The following is a 21,155-nucleotide window of genomic DNA, read 5'->3' on the forward strand; positions in this document are numbered from 1 at the left end:
GACATCGGCGCGGATGTGCTTGGAGCTCATCACGTCGTACGCGCCGCCATAGGCCTTGCGGGTGATCACGGTGACCTTCGGCACGGTGGCCTCGGCATAGGCAAACAGCAGTTTCGCGCCATGCTTGATGATGCCGTTATACTCCTGGCTGACGCCCGGCAGGAAGCCCGGCACGTCGACCAGCGTCAGGATCGGAATGTTGAAAGCATCGCAAAAGCGCACGAACCGGGCGGCTTTCTTGGACGAATCGATATCAAGACAGCCTGCCAGCACCATCGGCTGATTGGCGACAACGCCGACGGTCGAGCCATTGAGCCGGATAAAGCCGCACAGAATGTTCTTGGCGTGGTTGGCCTGGATCTCGAAGAAATCGCCCTCGTCGCCGACCCGGGCAATGACTTCGCGCATGTCGTAGGGCTTGTTGGGGTTGTCGGGGATCAGCGTATCGAGCGCATGCTCGAGCCGTTCCGGCGCGTCCGCCGTGGGCAGCACCGGCGGCGCCTCACGGCTCGACAGCGGCAGGAAGTCGAACATCCGGCGGATTTCGATCAGCGCCTCGACATCATTGTCGTAAGCCCCGTCGGCGACCGAGGATTTCTTCGTGTGGGTCGAGGCGCCGCCGAGTTCTTCCGCGGTGACGATCTCGTTGGTCACGGTCTTGACCACGTCGGGACCGGTGACGAACATGTAGCTCGTATCCTTCACCATGAAGATGAAATCGGTCATCGCCGGCGAATACACCGCGCCGCCGGCGCAGGGTCCCATGATCACCGAGATCTGCGGGATCACGCCCGAGGCCTGGACATTGCGCCAGAACACTTCGGCATAGCCGCCGAGCGAAGCCACGCCCTCCTGGATGCGTGCGCCGCCGGAATCGTTCAGCCCGATCAGCGGTGCGCCGTTCTGCACCGCCAGGTCCATCACCTTGCAGATCTTCTCCGCATGGGTTTCCGACAGCGAGCCGCCGAACACGGTGAAATCCTGGGAAAACACATAGACCGGGCGGCCATTGATGGTGCCCCAGCCGGTGATCACCCCGTCGCCGGGATAGACCTGTTGCTCCATGCCGAAATCGGTGCAGCGGTGGGTCTTGTACATGTCGTATTCTTCGAACGATCCCTCGTCGAGAAGCACGTCGAGCCGTTCGCGCGCCGTCAGCTTGCCCTTGGCATGCTGCGCGTCGATACGTTTCTGCCCGCCTCCGAGCCGGGCTTCGGCGCGCTTGTGTTGGAGCTGTTCAACAATATCGCGCATCAGAAGCCTCGCTTTCCGGCAATCATCGCCCAGGTTGCCGGAAACACCAGCGCCGCCAGCGCCGCTTTCGTCAGGTCACCGAGGATGAACGGGTAAAGCCCCCATGCCAGGATCGGCTGGTCCCAGCCGAACAGGGCGCCGAGATAGAGCAGGCCGGGCACATAGATGACGGCGCCGGCAACAAGGGCCGCCAGGAACGCCGTGACCACAGAGCGGTCCGCGCCGCGCTCGGCCAGAAAGCCCGCGGTAAAGGCTGCCAGCAGGTAACCGACCAGATAGCCGCCTGTCGGCCCCGCCATATAGGCAAGTCCGATGCCTTTTTCCGGCGTGCCGGCGAACACCGGCAGACCGAGTGCGCCCTGCATCAGGTAAAGCGCCACCGCCGCCACGCCGAGCCGGGGGCCGAGCGCCAGGCCGAGCCCGATGACGACAAAGGTCGTCATGGTCAGCGGCACCGGATAAAACGGAATGGCGATCTTGGCCGATAGCGTCATGAGGATCGAGCCGGCCACGGCGGCAAGGGCTGCCATCGCGATCTTTTCCGGGCGGCTGGCTGTCAGGGCTGCATAGAGTGTCAAGGCGCTCTCCACGTTGCTGATTGATATCGAGGCCCGACGGTAGCCTGAATGACAGGTTTGTAACAGGGTTGAAAAGGTAAGCATGTTGCACTAGCAATGTTTGCAATTGCAATTTTGCAAAGTTGCGAACATCGATGCGCGCACGCAAACTCTTCATCGGCGGCAAGATCCGCGCCATCCGTGGCGAGCATGGCCTCACCCAGGCCGGCTTTGCCACCAAACTCGGTATCTCGACCAGCTATCTCAACCAGATTGAAAACAACCAGCGCCATGTCAGCGCCTCGGTGCTGCTGGCGCTGGCCGAGGCGTTCTCGGTCGACATCACCACGCTGTCCGATCAGGACACCGACCGTTTGCTGGCGGATGTCGCCGAAGCGTTGGCTGATCCGGTGTCGGGCGGCGCGCAACCTTCACTCAGCGATGTCAAGCTGGTGGTGCAGAACGCCCCGTCATTTGCCCGCGCCTTCCTGTCGCTGCATCAGGCCATGCGGCGCTCGGGCGACCAGCTGGCCGAGCTTGACGAAACCCTGGAGCGTTCGGGTGCGCTTACCGATCCGACGCCTTACGAGGAGGTTCGCGACTTTTTCCATTATGTCGACAACTATATTCATGAGCTCGATCTCGCCGGCGAGGCGCTGAGCCAGGAATTGTCGAAAAGCCGCGGTGTCAGTCTCAAGGCGCTGGCCGACCACATCGAGCGCCGCCATCGGGTGCGGGTGGCAATCGGGGCAGGCGGCGAGCCGGGAGGAAGCAGGGAGAGCGCCGATCAGGGCAGCCTGCGCCGCTTCGATCCGGTTTCTCGGGTGCTCTGGCTCAATCCGCGCACGCCGGTGTCGACCCAGGCCTTCCAGATTGCCTGCCAGATCGGGCTGATCGGGCATGACGCGGCGATGACACGGATCATCGAGGAGGCGCGGTTCCGCTCTGCCGACGCCGCCGGCATCTGCCGCATCGGATTGGCCAACTATTTCGCCGGCGCGGCGATCCTGCCCTATGGCGCGTTCGCCGCCGCCGCGCGCGAACTGCGTCACGATCTGGTGCTGCTGTCGGACCGGTTCTCCACCAGTCTCGAGCAGGTCGCCCACCGGCTCTCCACCCTGCAGCGGCCGGGTCAGAAGGGCGTACCGTTCTTCTTCGCCCGCGTCGACAAGGCCGGCAACATCACCAAGCGCCATTCCGCCACCAAGCTGCAATTCGCCCGTTTCGGCTCGGCCTGTCCGCTGTGGAATGCCCACAGCGCGTTCGAGACGCCGAACCGGATCATCAGGCAACTGGCCGAGACGCCCGATGGCGTGCGCTATCTCTGCCTCGCCACCGCGGTCTCCAAACCATCGGGCGGCTGGCGCGATCCGGTGCAGTCCTATGCCCTCGCACTTGGCTGCGAGATCGCCCACGCCGGCGAACTGGTCTATGCCGATGATCTCGATATCGCCCGTGCCGAAGCCTTCGAGCCGATCGGTGTCTCCTGCCGCATCTGCGAGCGCCGCGACTGCCACCAGCGCGCCGTGCCGCCGCTCAAGCGCCGTCTGATCGTCGACCCCAACACGCGCAAGGCGGTGCCGTATGATGTCGAGTAAGTCCGTGCCGGCAAGGCCAGAATGCTGCGCGGCAGGCCAGCGTGAAGGCTTGCCTCGCCTTGTGGCAACAATGTAGGAAAAGCAGCGCCCCGGCCACGGGGTCTCGAGCGAAAGGCCAACGCAGTGACCGGTACAATCTATCTCCTGAACGGACCGAACCTCAATCTTCTGGGCAAGCGCCAGCCGGAAATCTATGGCAGCGAAACGCTCGGCGACGTGGAAGCCGCAGCCAGTGCCCGGGCTGAAAGCCACGGCCTCGCCACGCGCGCGCTGCAATCCAATGCCGAGCATCAGCTGATCGACTGGATCCACGAAGCCCGCGACACCGCCGTGGCGATCGTCATCAATCCCGGCGCCTACAGCCACACCTCGGTTGCCATCCTCGATGCGCTCAACGCCTACGAGGGGCCGGTGATCGAGGTGCACATCTCCAATGTGCACAAGCGCGAGGAATTCCGCCGCCATTCCTATGTCTCGCTCAGGGCCGACGGCGTCATCGCCGGCTGCGGCACGCAGGGCTATCTGCTGGCGATCGACCGGGTGGCAAGTCTTGTGAAATCCTCGATCTAGCCACGCTCGCGCGGGTTAAGTCCAGACATACCTGTCCCCGGTTTCGGAGCATTCCCTTGCCTGTTTCGATGTTCTCCGCTGCACTGGTCGCAGCTTTTGTTGGATACGGCTCGACCATCGCGCTGGTGCTGGCCGCCGCTGCGGCCGTCGGCGCCAATACCGCACAGACGGCTTCCTGGGTGGCGGCGGTCTGTTTCTCCAAGGCCATCGGCTCGGCGCTGCTGAGCTCGTGGAAGAAGGTGCCGATGGTGCTGGCCTGGTCAACGCCGGGCGCCGCGCTGATCGCGGCCTCCACAGGGGTCGACATCCACCAGGCCGTCGGTGCATTTGTCTTCGCCGCATTGCTGATCGCCCTGACCGCCGCGGTGCGGCCGCTCAATCGTGCGGTCACCGCGATCCCCACCGGCGTCGCCTCGGGCATGCTGGCCGGGGTGCTGCTGCCCTTCACCATGGCGGTGGCGACCCATGCCGCCGGGCAGCCCGCACTGGTGCTGCCGTTGATTGCGGTGTTCTTCCTTGTGCGCCTGTTCAATCCGCTGCTTGCGGTGCTTGCCGGTCTGGTCTCGGGGTTCGTTGTCGCGTTCAGCTATGGCGGCGCCGCGCCTGCTTCCGCGTCGATCGACTGGCAATGGCTGACCTTCATCGCGCCGCATTTCGATGGCGCTGTGCTGCTCGGGCTTGGAGTTCCGCTCTATCTGGTCACCATGGCTTCGCAGAACCTGCCGGGTTTCGCGGTGCTGCGCGCCAACGGATACGAGCCACCGGTCACCGAAGCGCTCGGCGTCACCGGTGTACTGTCGGCGTTCTTTGCCCTGTTCGGATCCCACACCATCAGCATGGCCGCGATCACCGCCGCCATCTGTCTTGGCGATGATGTGCACCCGGACCGCGGCCAGCGCTGGAAGGTCGGGCTTGTCTATGCCGTGGTCTGGATCCTGCTCGGGCTGTCGGGGCCGGTCATCGTGCCGGCGATTCTGGCGATGCCGCCGGCGATCATCGCCGTCGTTGCCGGTCTGGCCCTGATTCCGCCGCTGATCGGCGCGCTTGTGTCCGCCTTTGAGGTTGCGGCAACACGCTTTGCGGCTGCGGCCACCTTTGCGGTTACCGCTTCCGGGGTCGCTGCGTTCGGCATAGGCGCTGCGTTCTGGGGTTTGCTGGCAGGTCTGCTTGTCCATATGCTCGACCATCTCAGAACCCGCTGACCGGCAGGTCTGCTCGAGGTGATTTGACAGGGGTCAAGGCGGCAACTGCCTGTCCGTGCACAGTGCTTTTTTGACCAGAGAGGGCACGCAATGGACGAAGTCAACAACGAATTTGATGCAAACCCCAACAGTTCGGCCGCCGGCAGCGTCGAGGATCCGGCAACCAGACAGGCCATCGCCCCGGAAGCCGTAAACAGCGACGCATCCGCCAAAACGGAACCGCGGTTGAACACCGCCGAAATCCGCAAGGATGAAGCCGCGATCGCGCAATTGTTCGAGCAGGGCGTCTATCCCTACAAGACCAAGATGCGCCGCGCCGCCTATGAGCACGAAAAGGCCTTGCTGCAGGTCGAATTGCTGAAAGCCCAGCGCTGGATCGAGGACACCGGCCAGAAAGTGGTGCTGCTGTTTGAAGGCCGTGATGCAGCCGGCAAGGGCGGCACCATCAAGCGCTTCATGGAGCATCTCAATCCGCGCATGGCGCGGGTGGTGGCGCTGTCCAAGCCAACCGAACGCGAGCGCTCGCAATGGTATTTCCAGCGTTATGTCGAACACCTGCCGTCGTCCGGCGAAATGGTGCTGTTTGACCGGTCCTGGTACAATCGCGCCGGTGTCGAGCGGGTTATGGGGTTTTGCTCGCCCACCGAATATCTCGAATTCATGCGCGAGGCGCCCGAGATAGAGCGCATGCTGACCCGCTCCGGCATTCGCTTGTTCAAATACTGGTTTTCGGTTACGCAGGGCGAACAGCTCAAGCGTTTCACCCAGCGCGAGAAGGATCCGCTCAAGCAGTGGAAGCTGTCCCCGATCGACAAGGCGTCACTCGACAAATGGGATGATTACACCGAGGCCAAGGAAGCGATGTTTTTCTACACCGACACCGCCGATGCGCCCTGGACCATTGTCAAATCCGACTGCAAGAAGCGTGCGCGGATCAATTGCATGAAGCATTTCCTGTCCAGTCTGCCCTATCCCAACAAGGACAAGCTGATCGTGCATCATCCCGACCGGTTGATCGTTGGATCAAGCAGTCACGTCATCGGCGCCGATGATCACATTCTGGGCAAGACCCTGCATCCCGATATTCGCAAGCAGTCGAGCCCCGAAATCTGAGCCAAGACGCAAGGCAGCGGCGGCAAGCACTGTGGGCAAGGTCGCTGTGCCTGTGCGGCCAGGGTGGTGGCGCAATTTCGATACATTTGGTCCCTTGAATATGGATATTCGCTTATATATATGTAGGAGCAGTGCGTAATTTCGCCGCTTGCGATAGGCCGGCATCAATCAACAGGAAGACCATGATGGAAACAGAATTCACACCATGGGTGTCGCTTGCCGGCGGAGTGCTGATCGGGATCGCCTCGATCCTGCTGATGGCAATGAACGGCCGCATCGCCGGAATGACGGGGATTCTGACCGGCATCATTCCGCCGTTTTCGACCGACTGGCCCTGGCGCATTGCCTTTCTTGCCGGAGCGGTGATCGCGCCGGTGCTTTACATCGCCGCGGGTCAGGCTATTGCCTATGCCGTTCCGGTCTCGCTGCCCTTGCTGGCGCTTGGCGGGCTGATCGTCGGCGTCGGGGTCTATTACGGCGCCGGCTGCACCTCCGGCCACGGCGTCTGCGGCATGGCGCGGCTGTCGCCGCGCTCGATTGCGGCAACCGTCACATTCATGATCTTCACCGGACTGACGGTCTATGTGCTGCGTCATGTCGTGGGGGTCTGAGAGATGGCGAAACTGCTTTTCTCCCTGCTCACAGGCGCGATATTCGGTCTTGGCATTGCCATATCGGGAATGGCAAACCCGGCCAAGGTGCTCAATTTTTTCGATGTCGCCGGCACCTGGGATCCGAGCCTGATCTTCGTCATGGGCGGGGCGCTGCTGACCACGGCACTGGGCTATCGTCTGGTTTTCGGCGCACGGAAGAAACCGATCTTTGACGCGGAATTTCATCTTCCTGCCAACAAGACCGTCGATACCAGGCTGGTCGCCGGGTCGGCGACATTCGGGATCGGCTGGGGCATTGCCGGGTTCTGCCCGGGTGGCGCCATTCCGGCGCTCGGCTTCGGCGGGGCCACGGTGATCGTTTTCACCGGCGCGATGGTGATCGGCATCATGCTGGCGCGGTCTTTGGACGGGTTGCGTCATAAGCCCGCCAAGCCGTTTTGAAATCCGGCCCGGCCGCCCGCCTAGCGGCACGAACGAAACAATCAGAGGTCTCGCCCAGTGGCGGGATCCATGTGATGATGTGAAGAGAGGAGACATGAACATGTCGAATTATCCCGTGGACATATCGGTCAAGCCCGAAGTGAAGGCGTTTTTCGATCCGGATACCAACACCATCAGCTATGTGGTCAAGGATCCCGGATCGAACGCCTGCGCGGTCATCGATTCCGTCATGGATATCGATTACGCAGCCGGTCGCATCACCTATGGCCATGCCGATGAGATCATCGCGTGGATCAAGGGCAACGGTCTTGATGTGGAATGGATCATCGAAACCCATGTCCATGCCGATCATCTTTCCGCCGCTCCCTATATTCAGCAAAAGCTCGGCGGCAAGATCGGCATTGGCGACAAGATCATGGTCGTGCAGGACACCTTCGGCAAGGTCTTCAACGAAGGCACCGAATTCCAGCGTGACGGTTCGCAGTTCGACGCCCTGTTCAAGGATGGCGACACCTACCAGGTCGGCTCGATGCAGGCCTTCGCCATGTACACGCCCGGCCACACGCCGGCCTGCATGGTGCATGTCATGGGCAATGCCGCCTTTGTCGGCGATACGCTGTTCATGCCCGATGGCGGATCGGCGCGAGCCGATTTTCCCGGTGGCGATGCCGGCGTTCTCTACGATTCGATCCAGAAAGTCCTGGCGCTGCCCGACGATATGCGCCTGTTCATGTGCCACGATTACGGTCCCAACGGCCGCGACATCAAGTGGGAAACCACGGTCGGCGACGAAAAGGCCAACAACATCCATGTCGGTGGCGGCAAGAGCCGCGAGGACTTCATCAAGTTCCGCACCGAGCGCGACAGCCAGTTGGCCATGCCAAGGCTGATCATTCCCTCGTTGCAGGTCAACATGCGGGCCGGCGATATCCCGACCGACAAGGATGGGCGTGCAATGCTCAAGGTTCCCATCAACGGGCTTTGAGTGCCGGTGGACTGCCCTCGGGCATTTGCCGGGTACGGCGGGAAAGATCCCGCCGCCGGATGACCGGGCCCGAAGTCGTCGGCTGAGCTGACGGAATATTTCCCAGACGATATCGGACCGGTGCGCCGGCATGAGCGTTCGCGGTTTGCGCTATATCAAGACGCTGACGCTGTTTGCGCAGTAAGGACATCGACATGCTGAAAGCCCCCGTCCTCCTCACTCGTCTTGCCAGCTTCATGCCGGTCTTCGACTGGGGCCGTCGCTATGATCGCGATGCGCTCGGCAATGATCTGGTTGCGGCGGTGATTGTCACCATCATGTTGATCCCGCAATCGCTGGCCTATGCGCTTTTGGCTGGCCTGCCCGCCGAAACCGGGATATATGCCTCGATCGCGCCGATCATTCTCTATGCGATTTTCGGCACCAGCCGCGCATTGGCGGTCGGGCCGGTGGCCGTGGTGTCGCTGATGACGGCGGCGGCGATCGGCAAACTGGCAGCACCCGGATCACCCGAGCTGCTGCTGGCAGCCATCACGCTTGCTTTCCTCTCGGGCGTCTTCCTGATCCTGCTCGGCGTCCTGCGGCTGGGCTTTCTCGCCAATTTTCTCTCCCACCCGGTTGTTGCGGGCTTCATCACCGCCTCGGGCATTCTCATTGCAATGAGCCAGTTTCGTCACATTCTCGGGATTTCGGCCGGTGGCGACACCTTGCCTGAACTGCTCTCCTCGCTATTTGAACATCTGGGCGAGATCAACTGGATCACGTTTGCCCTCGGCGTCAGCGCAACCGCGTTTCTGTTCTGGGTGCGCAAGGGGCTGATGCCGCTGCTGCTGTCGACCGGGATGAAGCCGAAGCTGGCCGGCGTGCTCGCCAAGGCCGGCCCGGTGGCCGCGGTGTTCGCCACCACCTTCGCGGCCTGGGCCTTCGGCCTGTCGGAAAATTACGGTGTCAAGGTCGTCGGTGATGTGCCGCAGGGCCTGCCGCCACTGACCATGCCCTCCTTCTCGCTTGATCTTTGGGGCACGTTGATCGGCTCTGCCGTGCTCATCTCCATCATCGGTTTTGTTGAATCGGTGTCAGTCGCCCAGACGCTGGCCGCGCGCAAACGCCAGCGGATTGTTCCCGATCAGGAACTGATCGGCCTGGGTGCCGCCAATGTCGGTGCGGCGTTCACCGGCGGCTTCCCGGTTACCGGCGGGTTTTCCCGCTCGGTGGTCAATTTCGACGCGGGCGCCCAAACGCCAGCCGCCGGCGCCTACACCGCTGTCGGCCTGCTGCTGGCGGCAATGCTGCTGACGCCGTTGATCTATCATTTGCCCAAGGCGACGCTTGCCGCCACCATCATTGTCGCGGTTCTCTCGCTGGTTGATTTCTCGATCCTGAAAAAGACCTGGACCTACTCGCGCGCCGACTTTGCCGCCGTCACCGCAACAATCGTCCTGACCCTGGTTTTTGGCGTTGAAGTCGGTGTCACCGTTGGCGTGGCGCTATCGATCCTGATTCACCTCTACAAGTCCTCGCGGCCGCACATGGCCGTCGTCGGCCGGGTGCCCGGTACCGAGCATTTCCGCAATGTCAAACGTCACAAGGTCGAGATTGACGACACGGTGCTGACCGTCCGGGTCGATGAAAGCCTGTACTTCGCCAATGCGCGCTACCTCGAGGACAGCATCTACGACATGGTTGCCGCAAGGCCGAATCTCAAGCATATGGTGCTGATGTGTCCGGCGGTCAACGAGATCGACATGAGCGCGCTGGAATCGCTGGAGGCGATCAACGAGCGGCTCAAGGTTCTCGGTGTCACATTCAATCTCAGCGAGGTCAAAGGTCCGGTAATGGACAGGCTTCGCCGATCCGATTTTCTCCATCATCTCAGTGGCAAGGTCTTCCTCAGCCAACACCAGGCGATAGTTGAAATCCATGGAGAAAATCCACAAATAAGACTCTCCTGTTCGCAACCCCAAGAAAGGACTTCACCATGAGTATTCGCATTGGCGATACCGCTCCCAATTTCAAAGCCGACACCACCAGCGGCCCGATTGATTTCCACGAGTGGATCGGTTCGTCCTGGGCATTCTTCTTCAGCCACCCCGCCGATTTCACCCCGGTTTGCACCACCGAGATGGGGCGCACCTCGCAGCTCTCTGATCAGTTTGCAGCCCGCAACGTCAAGCCGATCGGGCTGTCGACGGATGGCGTCGAGGAGCACATGGCCTGGATCAAGGATGTCAACGACACCCAGAACACCACGCTGACTTTCCCGATTGTCGCCGACAAGGATCTCAAGGTCGCCAGGCTTTACGACATGATCCATCCCAACGAGAGCACGACTGCGGCAGTGCGCTCGGTGTTCATCATCGATCCGAACAAGAAGGTTCGGCTGATGCTGACCTACCCGATGAATGTCGGCCGCAACTTCGATGAGATCCTGCGCGTCATCGATGCGCTGCAGCTGGCCGACGCCAGGAAGGTTGCCACCCCGGCCGATTGGCGTCCGGGCGGCAAGGTGATCATCCCGCCGTCGATCTCCAATGAAGAAGCCAAGGGCATCTTCCCGCAGGGCTGGGAAGAAATCCGGCCCTACCTGCGCGTTACCGACGTCAACTGACCGGTCTGCAGGCAACAAGAACCGCCCGCTGCGATGCGGGCGGTTTTTTGTGACCGAAAGGTTTCTGACTGCTGGCCTGTCCGCGCCGGATCAGGTGAGCGGCTTGATCCGCACGGCGATGAGATCAATGCCCTTGCCGCTGCCCGATATGTCGCTGTTGATCACCAGATTGCCACCCTCGTTGGGCGCCAGCGCCCGGTCATAGTCGAGGTTGAACAGAACGTCGGTCGTGTCATAGGTGACGTCGAAGCGGTGGCGGCCGCAATCGCCCAGAACCGAGAATTCGCATTTGACGTAGATCTGCGTGGGCTCGGGCGATGCCGAGCGGACGGTCAGCGCCAGCACCGATTGACGCCCCGCCAACGCCTGCATGACTTCCGCACCGAGCGGAATCAGAACCTCGCCACCGGGGCCTCCGGTGCGTGACACAATTCTCAGCACGTCGCCGTCGGGCTGCTCGATGAGCTCCACGCTGGCCTCATTGCCGCGAGACCGCAGTTCGCCATCGCGCCCCGGCTGGAACACATTGGCCCATTCACCGGAGAAACCGGCGCCGGGATTGAGCTGTTGCGGCCCGCCGGCGTAATCGTCCCGGCTGAGCGAGGGCGGCGGGTTGGGAACCCCGGTGTCGCGTTCCGCGGCACTTTTCAACGCGCCGCTTTCAATCACCCACCAGACCCCGATGCCCAGGAACGACAGCATCACCGCTGCCGAAAATATCGAGGCGAACACGCCGCGGCGGGGCTTTTGCTTGCGCGCCTTGGGAATCGTGACCTTTTTTGCCGGCTTGGCCGGTTTCGCCTGTTTGCCCGATGGCGCGGCGATGTGAGGCGGACGCTCGGCGTCCAGCGAGGCATCCACCGCGAACGCCTCGGAGGCGGGATACGGGCCGGCGCCGGGAGCGATATCGAGACTGGCCTCGCCACGCGGCGCCTCTTGCTGTCGTGCCGGGCCTGAAGCAGGGCCAACCGCCGGGGCGGCGCCGAGCCCGGATTGAGGCGCGACTGCCGCCGGTTCAGTCCAGGCCGGCTCAACATGGTGAGAACGGCCGGTCTGCCCGGGTATGGCGGGAGCAGGGCTTACCGCAGGCGCAACCGGTTGATCCACGGCGGGTATGGCGGGCGCATCGGCTTCGCCGGGCGGAGTCCATTCGGCCTCGATGTCGGCAATCAGCAGCTCCAGCCGGTGCCTGTGCTCGGCGATCCGGGCCGCATCAGTGATGCCCTGACGTTCCAGGCTGCGGTCCAGCGCGCCCCGCGCCGAATCATAGATCCGCTGGCGCGCTTGGGCACCGGGAATCCCTGCCTTCTCCAATGCTCCGCGAATTGCGGCTTCCATGCCGGTCAAGTGTTTGTCTCCTTGCCCGTGCGCTCTGGTCTGCGCCAAACGGGCCAATAGGGCCAAGCCCGATCAGGCAGCGGCCAAGGCTCCACTGACTTCTGGCCGCCGCGCTTTTCATCTGCCTATCCGCTAACCCGGCAAAACTCAAGCTCGGACCGGGCGCGACGCCCATCAGCCAGGTGAACTGCGTCGCCGGAGACGGCTTTTCAGCGCCGGTCGGCTCTGCTATGAAAATTGACGTTTGCGTAAACGTCATAGTGATTTGCGAGGCCTCATGACCCTACCCGCCATCCTCAAGGACAATTTCCGGCTGCCAGTGGTTGCCGCTCCCTTGTTTATTATTTCCCATCCGCCACTGGTCATGGCCCAGTGCAAGGCCGGCGTGATGGGGTCGTTCCCCTCGCTTAATGCCAGACCCGAAGCCCAGCTTGATGACTGGCTGGCCGAAATCACCGAAGGCCTGGCCGATCACAATGCCAAGAACCCGGACCGCCCGGCGGCCCCTTTTGCGGTCAACCAGATCGTGCACCGCTCCAACACCCGTCTCGAGCACGATCTGTCGATGTGCGTCAAATACAAGGTGCCGGTGGTGATCTCCTCGCTTGGCGCGGTGCCGGAGGTCAATGCGGCGATCCATTCCTATGGCGGCATTGTCTTGCATGACATCATCAACAACCGTCACGCCCATTCCGCCATCAACAAGGGCGCCGATGGCCTGATTGCGGTTGCCGCCGGTGCCGGCGGCCATGCCGGTCCGCTGTCGCCTTTCGCGCTGGTTCAGGAAATCCGCGAGTGGTTTGACGGTCCGTTGCTGCTCTCAGGCGCGATCTCGACCGGCGGTTCGGTGCTCGCCGCCGAGGCCATGGGCGCCGACATGGCTTACATAGGTTCGCCCTTCATCGCCACTGACGAAGCCCGCGCAGTCGATGAGTACAAACAGATGATCGTCGACAGCGCTGCCAAGGACATTGTCTATTCGAACTATTTCACCGGTATTCCCGGCAATTATCTCAAGCCCTCGATTGCCGCATCGGGCATGGACCCGGACGACTTGCCGGTCGCTGATCCGAGCAAGATGAACTTCGACAGCGCCACTTCCGGACCCAAGGCCTGGAAGGAGATTTGGGGCTGCGGACAGGGCATCGGCGCGATCAAGAAAATCGGCCCGGTGGCCGACCTGGTTGACCGGCTCGAGAGCGAGTACATGGCCGCCCGCAAGCGGCTGGCGCTGTAGCAAACGTCTGGCTGCCGGACCCTGGCATTGTCCGGCGCTTGATCCTGCACCAAAGCCGGGTGGCTGCCTGCAGGCTGTGACAGCGCCGGACCTCGGATTGGCAAGCAGCGGAACCAAAAAAACCGGGCAGTCTCGCATGTCCGCTTGATATTGGCCGGCAATCACGGTAATTGCCACCATCGCGTGGGAACGGCCTGAATTGTCAGGCCTGCGCGCAAACCGGTACGCCGCTTTAGCTCAGGTGGTAGAGCACATCATTCGTAATGATGGGGTCGCAGGTTCGAGTCCTGCAAGCGGCACCACCTCCCTTTGTTCTCCGTCATCCAGACGTGCAAGTGGCGCGATCGTCCGCACATTCATGCATCCCGTGAGTTACAGCGCCGGTTCCAATGTTCACGGAAGACCTTGCCACACCCCGTGATGCTGCCGATCGCCCCGGCCTTGCGGTCTTTGCAGATCATTCGGAAGAGGCCGGGCTGTAATGGCCCGGCCTCGCAAATTCGCTCTGAGCGGAGGTCCCGCTGAAAGAGCTGCGATTATCCGCAAACTTCCCTGATCGCGTCGGCTGCCGCCGAGACGACGGTATCGGCCTCTTCGCGCGTCAGGCACAATGGCGGCGCGAAGCCGATGATGTCGCCCTGCGGCATGGCCCGGGCAATGACCCCGCGCTTGAGCAGGGCCGCTGCGATCGACGGGCCGATCTTCTTGGACGGATCGTAGAAGAGGCGGTCGTCCTTGTCCTCGACCAGTTCGACAGCGCAGAGCATGCCTTCGCCGCGGACGTCGCCGACATTCTTGTGGCTGCCGATGGCCTCCGCCATGGCCTTGTTGAAATAGCCGCCCGTCGCCCCGGCATTGGTGACGAGGTCGGGCTTGTCGATCAACTGGAGACTGGTGACGCCGGCCGCCGCACCGATCGGGTGGGCCGAGTAGGTCCAGCCGTGACCGATGGCACCATACTCGTCGGTGCCCTGTTCCAGCACTTTCCACACCTTGTTGGAAATGATCGAACCGGAAAGCGGCGCATAGGCCGAAGTCAGGCCCTTGGCGATGGTGATGATGTCGGGCTTGATGCCGTAATGGGTCGAGCCCATCATCGTGCCCAGACGCCCGAAGCCGGTGACCACTTCATCGGCGACAAGCAGGATGTCGTGCCTGGTCAGCACCGTCTGGATTGCTTCCCAGTATCCGGCCGGCGGCGGCACGATGCCGCCGGTGCCCAGCACCGGTTCGCCGATGAAGGCGGCGATGGTGTCGGCGCCCTCGCGCTCGATCATGGCTTCGAGTTCGCTGGCACAATGAGCGACGAAATCGGCTTCCGACATCGAAAGATCGTCGCGGCGGTAATAATATGGCGCTTCGGTATGCAGCACCTGACTCAGCGGCAGGTCGAACTTCTTGTGAAACAGCTCGAGGCCGGTGAGCGAGCCGGTCATCAGACCCGAACCGTGATAGCCGCGCCAGCGCGAGATGATCTTCTTCTTCTCGGGCCGGCCGAGGATGTTGTTGTAGTACCAGATCAGCTTGACATTGGTCTCGTTGGCGTCCGAACCCGAGAGGCCGAAATAGACCCGGCTCATGTTCTCGGGCGCCCGGTCGATGACCATCTTGGCCAGCGTCACCGAGGCTTCCGTGCCGTGACCGACATAGGAGTGGTAATAGGCCAGTTCCTTGGCCTGGGCGGCAATCGCGTCGGCAACTTCCTGGCGGCCATAGCCGATATTGACGCAGTACAGGCCGGCAAATGCATCCAGCAGGCGATTGCCTTCGCGGTCGGTAATGTAGACGCCTTCACCGCCGGTGACGATGCGGTTTTTCAACTCGCCCCGGGCGAACTGGGCCAGATGGGTCGAGGGATGGAAAAAGTGATCGTGGTCCCATTGATCTAGCTGATCGTTGCGCAACATTGTCATTTCCTTTTCTGAAATTGTGTCATGCCCAGTCGCGGCAGACATATTTGACTTCGGTGAAGGCTTCCATGCCAAGGCGTGAGCCCTCGCGTTCGAGCCCCGATTGTTTCATCCCGCCAAACGGAATCGGCGCGCCGGTCACCTTGGTGCGGTTGACCGCGACCATGCCGAATTGCAGCGCCCTGCTGGCCCGGTAAATCCGGCGCGGATCCTGGGTGTGCAGATAGGCAACGAGGCCGTATTCGGTGTCATTGGCCCTTTGCATGACCTCGTCTTCGGTGTCGAAGGCGGCGATCGCCGCGACCGGGCCGAATGTCTCCTCGTGCATGATCAGCGCGTCGGCGGGAACGTCGGCAAGCACTGTCGGCTCGAAGAACAGCCTGCCGGCGCGATGACGCTTGCCACCGGTCAGCAGCCGCGCGCCCCTGGCCAGCGCATCGGCGACGTGTTCTTCCTGCTTGGCGACGGCCTGTTCATTCATCAGCGGTCCGATATCCGGATCGTCCATGCCGATGCCGACTGACAATTTCGCGGCAGCTTGCGAAAACCGCGTGCAGAACGCCTCATAGACCGGACGCTCGACGAGAAACCGGTTGGCGCCGAGGCAATCCTGCCCGGATGTGGCAAACTTCGCCTTGATGGCTTCGTCGATGGCCTGGTCTAGGTTGGCGTCGGCGAACAGAATGAAAGGCGCATGTCCGCCGAGTTCGAGCACCAGGCGCTTGACCGTATCAGCGCCCTGTCTGTAGAGCAGTTTGCCGATGTCGGTGGAGCCCGTAAACGAGACGGCGCGTACCCGCTTGTCTTTCATCCATGGCTCGACAACCACCGGAGCAACGCCGGTCACGACATTGAAAGCGCCTGCCGGAAAACCGGCCCGCTCGGAGAGTTCAGCCAGCGCCAGCGCCGAAAAAGGCGTTTGAGCGGACGGATGCGCGACAACCGTGCAGCCTGCCGCCAGTGCTGCGCTCGCCTTCCGGGTCAACATGGCTGAGGGAAAATTCCACGGTGTGATCAGCGCCGCGACACCCACGGGCTCGCGCCAGATCTCGACCTCGGCGTCGGGCAGGTGCGATGTCACGCTCTCGATGTTGGGACGCTTGGCCTCTTCGGCGAAAAACTCCACAAAGGACGCGGCGTAGTCGATCTCGCCGCGCGCTTCCGAGAGCGGCTTGCCCTGTTCGAGCACCATGATCCGGGCCAGGTCTTCCTTGTTATCGAGGATCAATTCGAACCAGCGGCGAAGGATCTTCGAGCGCTGTTGCGGCAGCAGCGACGACCAGATGCCGAAGGCGGTCTGCGCGGCGTCGACGGCCATTTGGCTGTCATCGCCCGACAGGCTGGCGACGTCGCCCAGATGACTGCCATCGGCGGGATTGGACACCCGAAAGGTCCTTGAATTTGCGCCCGCTGTCCAGCGCCCGTCAACATAGGAAAAGCCGCGAAACAGCGCCGGATCTGCGAGAGCAAGCGGGGTTGCGGCGAAGGTCGACGCCACGGCGTCGGCGGGGGTGGTTTTGCGTTGATTTGCCATGCCTGACGCTAGCCTCTCCTCCGGAGAGGAATCTTCTGATGCGCGGGCGCCTGCCAGAGAGTTCATCCATATTCTCTGTGCCGGAGCGCTATTTCGTCTCCGCGCCGGGCTCGATCAGCAGCTCGAACGGCAGGCTGGCGGAGTGCTTAACCGGCTTTGTGACGATATAGGTGAAATAGCGCGCAAGCCCGGCGCGGCGCGCCAGCAAATCGTCGATCAGCCGCTGATAGCTGTCGATGTCGCGGGTGATGACATGCAGCAGATAGTCAAAACCGCCGCCCAGCGCCCAGCAGGACACGATCTCGTCATAGCCGGCGATGGCTTGTTCGAAGGTCTGAAACGTCGCCGCGCGGTGGTTTTCCAGTTCGGCCATGACAAACACAGAGACTTGCGGCGCGACATGCCTGAGTTCGATCTCGGCGCGATAGCCGGAAATGATCCCGGCCTTTTCCAGCCGGCTCAGCCGCTCCCAGCAGGGCGTCGCGCTCAGATTGACCCGTTTCGCCAGCTCGGACTTCGAGATCCGGCCCTCCCGCGACAGGATTGCCAGGATCTTGATGTCGCGGTCATCGAGTTTGATCGGGGTCATGACACCGACTTTTGAGGCAGCACGAGGGGGTTGTCAATTTCCCGGATTGCGGTCATCAATAAATCATGACAATTTGGCCTCCAAAATCCGAAGATCTTCGCCGTCCCGCCTATAAATCACTCGCCGACGCGCTTGTCCGCGCTGTCGATGCGGGTGAATTGCGCAGCGGTGACCGGCTGCCGACCCATCGCAACCTTGCCTATGATCTCGGCCTGAGCGTGCAGACAGTCAGCCGGGCTTATGACGAGTTGATCCGCCGCGGCGTCATTGCCGGCGAAGTCGGGCGCGGCACATTTGTGCGCGCCGGCCGCAGCGATACCAAAACCCCCTATGTGCCCGACAGCCAGAACGAGAAGTTCATAGATTTCTCGATTCTGATGCCGGTGTTCGAGCCGATGCATCTGCAGGAAATGCAGCGGATGCTGACAAGGCTCGGGGCGGATCTTCCGACCTCGACCGTATCCGCCTTCCGGCCATCCACCGCCTTGCGGAAATACAACGGCGCCGCGGCGAAATGGTTGACGCGCTGCGGACTTGTTCCGGCCACCCAGGGTCTGTTGATGACCAATGGCAACACATCCGCCATGACGATTGCGCTGATGACCGTCGCCGGCCCCGGGGACCTGATCGTGACCGAGGAATTGGGACATCACACGCTCAAGGCGCTGTCGCGTTATCTTGGACTGCGTGTTCAGGGGTTGGCAATCGACATGGAGGGCATAGTTCCCGAGGCGTTTGCCGCAGCCTGCCGGAAATGTCCGGTCAAGGCCGTCTATCTCATGCCGACAGGCTTGAACCCCCGGGCCGTAACGATGTCGGCTGAACGGCGTGCGGAGCTTGTCGGGATAGCCCGGCAATACGATGTCCTGATCATCGAAAACGACGCCTGGGGGCCACTTCAGCCCGGCAGACCGGCCCCGATCGCGTCAATGGCGCCGGAGCGCACGTTCTATTTTACCAGCCTGACGAAATGCATCATGCCCGGCCTGCGGTATGGCTTTCTCGCCATGCCCGAGGCGTTTGAATCGGCCGCCGCCAACCGGCATCTGGTCACAAGCTGGATGGCCACCCCGCTGATGGCCGAGATCGGCAGCCGGTGGATTGAAGACGGCACCGCCGAACGTTTGCTGAAATGGCAGATGGATGCGCTGGGGGAACGCAACAGGCTGGCGGCCAGGGTCCTGGCCGACATACCGTTTCTTGCCAGCGAGAACGGGATGCACATCTGGCTGCCAACACCGGGTCAGTGGACCGAAGATGCATTCGTGGCTCATTCCCGCCTCAACGGCGTTGCGATCGCGCCGGGCTCGGCCTTCGAGATGTCGGATAACGTGCGCAATCGCGGCGTCCGAATCTGTCTGGGCGCGGAGACGATCCAGACCCTTGAGCGCGGTCTGTCGGTGATATCGCGGCTTGCGCGCAGCAACCCCGAACCTGCCTTGCTGACCCTTTAGACGGGCATGCATGTCGCGTTCCGAAGGGGCATTTGAACGATAACGTTCCTGCATGACTTCGAGGTGTTTCAGCAACCGTTGCCTATCCCGATGGAGGTGCGGTGCTGGCGCTGGTGGCGTCCCGCACCGATCCAATACTGGTCCGGTTTTTTTACGGATTTGACGGCTTCAGATAGGTGCAGACGTAATCGAGGCGGTTCCGGCAAAAGTGTCATGATTAAATAATCGCATTGACTCTTGATTGTCCTTGTTTCAGGTTTGCAAAATCAGGACAATAGACAAGGGAGATAACGAGATCCACATCAAGCGCGCCGGCAGGAAGGCAGGCGCCAGATGTTTGGCGGTGCGGGAACTGTCGCGGTAGGGCGACCCCCAACATTTTCCACCGGCCGGTTGGCCGGAAACTGAAGACCGAAACTGAACACCACAGACAAATAAAAACGAGAGGAACCAGATATGAAATCTACCATCCGCACTTTTCTCGGTGGCGCTGCTGCCGTTGCAATTCTCGCCGCGGGCACCATGACCGCGCAGGCCGATAGCTGGAAATACGCCTTTGAAGAATCCCTGACAGAAGTTCAGGGCGTCTACGCCACCAAGTTCAAGGAAGCCGTCGAGGCCAATTCCGACCACACCATCCAGCTTTTCCCGTATGGCACGCTTGGCGAATCCGCCGACATCATGGAACAGGCCCAGGCCGGCATTTTGCAGTTCGTTGACCAGTCGCCCGGCTTCACCGGTGCATTGATCCCCGAAGCGCAGGTGTTCTTTGTGCCTTATCTGCTGCCAACCGATCAGGCGCACCTGGCCCGCTTTTTCAAGGAGAGCAAGGCCATCAACGAGGATTTCGAAGAGCTGTATTCAAAACAGGGCCTCGAACTTCTGGTCATGTTCCCCGAAGGCGAAGTGGCGATGACCACCAAGGAGCCGGTCAAGAGCTGCGCTGATCTCAACGAGGTCAAGTTCCGGGTCATGACCAACCCGCTACTGGTGGAAACCTACAAGGCATTCGGCGCGACGCCGACCCCGCTTCCCTGGGGCGAAGTTTACGGCGGCCTGCAGACCAACATCATCCAGGGTCAGGAAAACCCGACCTTCTATTTGTTTTCGACCGGATTGTACGAGGTGACGGATCACATCACCTATACCGGGCACAGCAATTTCACCACAGCGGTGATGGCCAACAAGGATTTCTACAGCGGTCTTGGCGATGCCGACAAGAAGGTCATCGAGGATGCTGCCGCCTCGGCCTATGACTACATTGTCGAATACCAGAAGGGCCTGGCCGACAGTGAACTCAAGAAGATCATGGAAGCCAAGCCCGAGATGAATGTGACCGTGCTTTCGGAAGAAGAGCGCGCCTGCTTCAAGGAAGCCGCTGCCGGTGTCGAAGCCAAGTTCATCGAAATGACCGGTGACAGCGGCAAGGCAATTCTTGAGCAGTTGAAGGCTGATCTGGAAGCGACCAAGAACTGACGCTCCGGGACTGAAGGTTTGAAAACTCCGAAGGCCATATCCGTATGGCCTTCGGGTCAGTCAACCGACCAGCCGGGAGGCGATCTTGGACGACCTTAAAGAAAACAATCCGCACGAATCGTCGCTGCCGGGCTTGTTGGGGACCATCGATTCCACCGTCAGCCGGGTTGAATCGGTCTTGCTGGCTGCCGGTGTGCTGTTGATGGCGTTCAACACCATTGCCAACGTCATCGGACGCTTCGTGTTTCAGTACAGCCTGTTTTTCTCCGAGGAACTCAACCGTATCCTCATCATTCTGATCACCTTTGCCGGGATCAGCTATGCCGCCCGGCAGGGCCGCCACATTCGCATGTCGGCGATCTATGACGCGATGCCGCCGCCGGCGCGCAAGGGTTTCATGGTCATCATTGCCTCGCTGACCGCGCTGGCCATGTTCGCGCTTTGCTATTTCTCGATTGGCTACATCACCAAGGTGGCGGTTTCCGGACGGGTGCTCCCATCGCTGCAGTTGCCGGTCTACTGGATCTTCCTTTGGGTGCCGGTCGGCTTTTTCATGACCGGTCTTCAATACGCGCTGACCGCCATCAAGAACATTGTTGAAAAAGACATCTATCTCTCGACGCGCGTGCTCGAGGGTTACGACGAAGACGAAATCGAGATCTGAGGAAGACGAAA

19 protein-coding genes and 1 tRNA gene are annotated in these 21,155 nt (G+C 61.5%); 14 read left to right on the forward strand and 6 right to left on the reverse strand.

Annotation, left to right across the window (positions count from 1 at the left end):
- The coding region (locus tag ABJN75_RS08425) for an acyl-CoA carboxylase subunit beta (RefSeq protein ID WP_348438665.1) at window positions 1-1,254 on the reverse strand (1,254 nt) is incomplete at its 3' end.
- Window positions 1,254-1,832 (reverse strand): biotin transporter BioY, encoded by a 579-nt coding sequence (locus tag ABJN75_RS08430; RefSeq protein ID WP_348438667.1) that lies wholly within the window; start codon window positions 1,830-1,832, stop codon window positions 1,254-1,256. The genes ABJN75_RS08430 and ABJN75_RS08425, both read right to left, overlap by 1 nt.
- A gap of 134 nt (window positions 1,833-1,966) precedes the next feature.
- Here ABJN75_RS08430 and ABJN75_RS08435 point away from each other — a divergent pair, with 134 nt between their 5' ends.
- From ABJN75_RS08435 to ABJN75_RS08475, 9 genes are all read left to right on the forward strand, one after another.
- Window positions 1,967-3,409 carry a short-chain fatty acyl-CoA regulator family protein gene (locus ABJN75_RS08435; RefSeq protein ID WP_348438669.1) on the forward strand — a complete coding sequence of 481 codons (1,443 nt, stop codon included), beginning with the start codon at window positions 1,967-1,969 and terminating at the stop codon, window positions 3,407-3,409.
- Between the two features lie 123 nt (window positions 3,410-3,532).
- Window positions 3,533-3,979, forward strand: a complete 447-nt coding sequence (gene aroQ, locus ABJN75_RS08440; RefSeq protein ID WP_348438671.1) for a type II 3-dehydroquinate dehydratase — start codon at window positions 3,533-3,535, stop codon at window positions 3,977-3,979.
- Between the two features lie 50 nt (window positions 3,980-4,029).
- Window positions 4,030-5,181, forward strand: a complete 1,152-nt coding sequence (locus ABJN75_RS08445) for a benzoate/H(+) symporter BenE family transporter (RefSeq protein WP_348438768.1) — start codon at window positions 4,030-4,032, stop codon at window positions 5,179-5,181.
- 90 nt (window positions 5,182-5,271) lie between these two features.
- Window positions 5,272-6,294 (forward strand): polyphosphate kinase 2, encoded by a 1,023-nt coding sequence (gene ppk2 / locus ABJN75_RS08450; RefSeq protein WP_348438673.1) that lies wholly within the window; start codon window positions 5,272-5,274, stop codon window positions 6,292-6,294.
- A 182-nt stretch (window positions 6,295-6,476) separates the two neighbouring features.
- On the forward strand, window positions 6,477-6,905 hold the full coding sequence (locus tag ABJN75_RS08455; protein ID WP_348438675.1) for a YeeE/YedE family protein: 429 nt from the start codon (window positions 6,477-6,479) through the stop codon (window positions 6,903-6,905).
- A 3-nt stretch (window positions 6,906-6,908) separates the two neighbouring features.
- Complete coding sequence (locus ABJN75_RS08460) at window positions 6,909-7,349, forward strand: DUF6691 family protein (protein ID WP_348438676.1); 441 nt, start codon at window positions 6,909-6,911, stop codon at window positions 7,347-7,349.
- A gap of 100 nt (window positions 7,350-7,449) precedes the next feature.
- Window positions 7,450-8,334, forward strand: coding sequence for an MBL fold metallo-hydrolase (locus tag ABJN75_RS08465; protein ID WP_348438678.1), 885 nt, complete (start codon window positions 7,450-7,452; stop codon window positions 8,332-8,334).
- A 194-nt stretch (window positions 8,335-8,528) separates the two neighbouring features.
- Complete coding sequence (gene sulP, locus ABJN75_RS08470; RefSeq protein WP_348438680.1) at window positions 8,529-10,316, forward strand: sulfate permease; 1,788 nt, start codon at window positions 8,529-8,531, stop codon at window positions 10,314-10,316.
- Window positions 10,313-10,942, forward strand: coding sequence for a peroxiredoxin (locus ABJN75_RS08475; RefSeq protein WP_348438682.1), 630 nt, complete (start codon window positions 10,313-10,315; stop codon window positions 10,940-10,942). Before sulP ends, ABJN75_RS08475 begins: the two co-directional genes overlap by 4 nt.
- A 90-nt stretch (window positions 10,943-11,032) precedes the next feature.
- Here ABJN75_RS08475 and ABJN75_RS08480 read toward each other — a convergent pair whose 3' ends face one another.
- Complete coding sequence (locus tag ABJN75_RS08480; protein ID WP_348438684.1) at window positions 11,033-12,289, reverse strand: hypothetical protein; 1,257 nt, start codon at window positions 12,287-12,289, stop codon at window positions 11,033-11,035.
- 268 nt (window positions 12,290-12,557) lie between these two features.
- Here ABJN75_RS08480 and ABJN75_RS08485 point away from each other — a divergent pair, with 268 nt between their 5' ends.
- Both ABJN75_RS08485 and ABJN75_RS08490 read left to right on the forward strand, forming a co-directional pair.
- On the forward strand, window positions 12,558-13,517 hold the full coding sequence (locus ABJN75_RS08485) for a nitronate monooxygenase family protein (protein ID WP_348438686.1): 960 nt from the start codon (window positions 12,558-12,560) through the stop codon (window positions 13,515-13,517).
- A gap of 226 nt (window positions 13,518-13,743) precedes the next feature.
- Window positions 13,744-13,819, forward strand: a tRNA-Thr gene (locus ABJN75_RS08490).
- Between the two features lie 234 nt (window positions 13,820-14,053).
- Here ABJN75_RS08490 and ABJN75_RS08495 read toward each other — a convergent pair.
- The 3 genes from ABJN75_RS08495 to ABJN75_RS08505 form a co-directional block, all read right to left on the reverse strand.
- A complete protein-coding gene (locus ABJN75_RS08495; RefSeq protein WP_348438688.1) occupies window positions 14,054-15,424 on the reverse strand; it encodes an aspartate aminotransferase family protein in 1,371 nt (456 codons plus the stop codon).
- 25 nt (window positions 15,425-15,449) lie between these two features.
- Window positions 15,450-16,961 (reverse strand): NAD-dependent succinate-semialdehyde dehydrogenase, encoded by a 1,512-nt coding sequence (locus ABJN75_RS08500; RefSeq protein ID WP_348438690.1) that lies wholly within the window; start codon window positions 16,959-16,961, stop codon window positions 15,450-15,452.
- A gap of 88 nt (window positions 16,962-17,049) precedes the next feature.
- Complete coding sequence (locus tag ABJN75_RS08505; RefSeq protein WP_348438692.1) at window positions 17,050-17,550, reverse strand: Lrp/AsnC family transcriptional regulator; 501 nt, start codon at window positions 17,548-17,550, stop codon at window positions 17,050-17,052.
- A 65-nt stretch (window positions 17,551-17,615) separates the two neighbouring features.
- Here ABJN75_RS08505 and ABJN75_RS08510 point away from each other — a divergent pair, with 65 nt between their 5' ends.
- The 3 genes from ABJN75_RS08510 to ABJN75_RS08520 all read left to right on the forward strand — a co-directional run bounded on the left by ABJN75_RS08510 (window position 17,616) and on the right by ABJN75_RS08520 (window position 21,144).
- Window positions 17,616-19,004, forward strand: coding sequence for a PLP-dependent aminotransferase family protein (locus tag ABJN75_RS08510; RefSeq protein ID WP_348438694.1), 1,389 nt, complete (start codon window positions 17,616-17,618; stop codon window positions 19,002-19,004).
- 456 nt (window positions 19,005-19,460) lie between these two features.
- A complete protein-coding gene (dctP, locus tag ABJN75_RS08515) occupies window positions 19,461-20,480 on the forward strand; it encodes a TRAP transporter substrate-binding protein DctP (RefSeq protein ID WP_348438696.1) in 1,020 nt (339 codons plus the stop codon).
- An 85-nt stretch (window positions 20,481-20,565) separates the two neighbouring features.
- The gene (locus ABJN75_RS08520; RefSeq protein WP_348438698.1) at window positions 20,566-21,144 is read left to right on the forward strand and encodes a TRAP transporter small permease; all 579 of its coding nucleotides are present in this window, start codon (window positions 20,566-20,568) and stop codon (window positions 21,142-21,144) included.
- The last annotated feature ends 11 nt before the right edge of the window (window positions 21,145-21,155 follow it).

This window comes from Hoeflea sp., from assembly GCF_039975035.1.
Taxonomy (GTDB): Bacteria; Pseudomonadota; Alphaproteobacteria; order Rhizobiales; family Rhizobiaceae; genus Hoeflea.

What these genes read in the sequence shown, in the direction of transcription:
- ABJN75_RS08435 (WP_348438669.1), top strand. Translation starts at nt 1,967, where the DNA reads ATGCGCGCACGCAAACTCTTCATCGGCGGCAAGATCCGCGCCATCCGT.
- ppk2 (WP_348438673.1), top strand. Translation starts at nt 5,272, where the DNA reads ATGGACGAAGTCAACAACGAATTTGATGCAAACCCCAACAGTTCGGCC.
- ABJN75_RS08455 (WP_348438675.1), top strand. Translation starts at nt 6,477, where the DNA reads ATGATGGAAACAGAATTCACACCATGGGTGTCGCTTGCCGGCGGAGTG.
- ABJN75_RS08460 (WP_348438676.1), top strand. Translation starts at nt 6,909, where the DNA reads ATGGCGAAACTGCTTTTCTCCCTGCTCACAGGCGCGATATTCGGTCTT.
- ABJN75_RS08465 (WP_348438678.1), top strand. Translation starts at nt 7,450, where the DNA reads ATGTCGAATTATCCCGTGGACATATCGGTCAAGCCCGAAGTGAAGGCG.
- sulP (WP_348438680.1), top strand. Translation starts at nt 8,529, where the DNA reads ATGCTGAAAGCCCCCGTCCTCCTCACTCGTCTTGCCAGCTTCATGCCG.
- ABJN75_RS08475 (WP_348438682.1), top strand. Translation starts at nt 10,313, where the DNA reads ATGAGTATTCGCATTGGCGATACCGCTCCCAATTTCAAAGCCGACACC.
- ABJN75_RS08485 (WP_348438686.1), top strand. Translation starts at nt 12,558, where the DNA reads ATGACCCTACCCGCCATCCTCAAGGACAATTTCCGGCTGCCAGTGGTT.
- ABJN75_RS08495 (WP_348438688.1), bottom strand. Translation starts at nt 15,424, where the DNA reads ATGTTGCGCAACGATCAGCTAGATCAATGGGACCACGATCACTTTTTC.
- ABJN75_RS08500 (WP_348438690.1), bottom strand. Translation starts at nt 16,961, where the DNA reads ATGGCAAATCAACGCAAAACCACCCCCGCCGACGCCGTGGCGTCGACC.
- ABJN75_RS08505 (WP_348438692.1), bottom strand. Translation starts at nt 17,550, where the DNA reads ATGACCCCGATCAAACTCGATGACCGCGACATCAAGATCCTGGCAATC.
- ABJN75_RS08510 (WP_348438694.1), top strand. Translation starts at nt 17,616, where the DNA reads ATGACAATTTGGCCTCCAAAATCCGAAGATCTTCGCCGTCCCGCCTAT.
- dctP (WP_348438696.1), top strand. Translation starts at nt 19,461, where the DNA reads ATGAAATCTACCATCCGCACTTTTCTCGGTGGCGCTGCTGCCGTTGCA.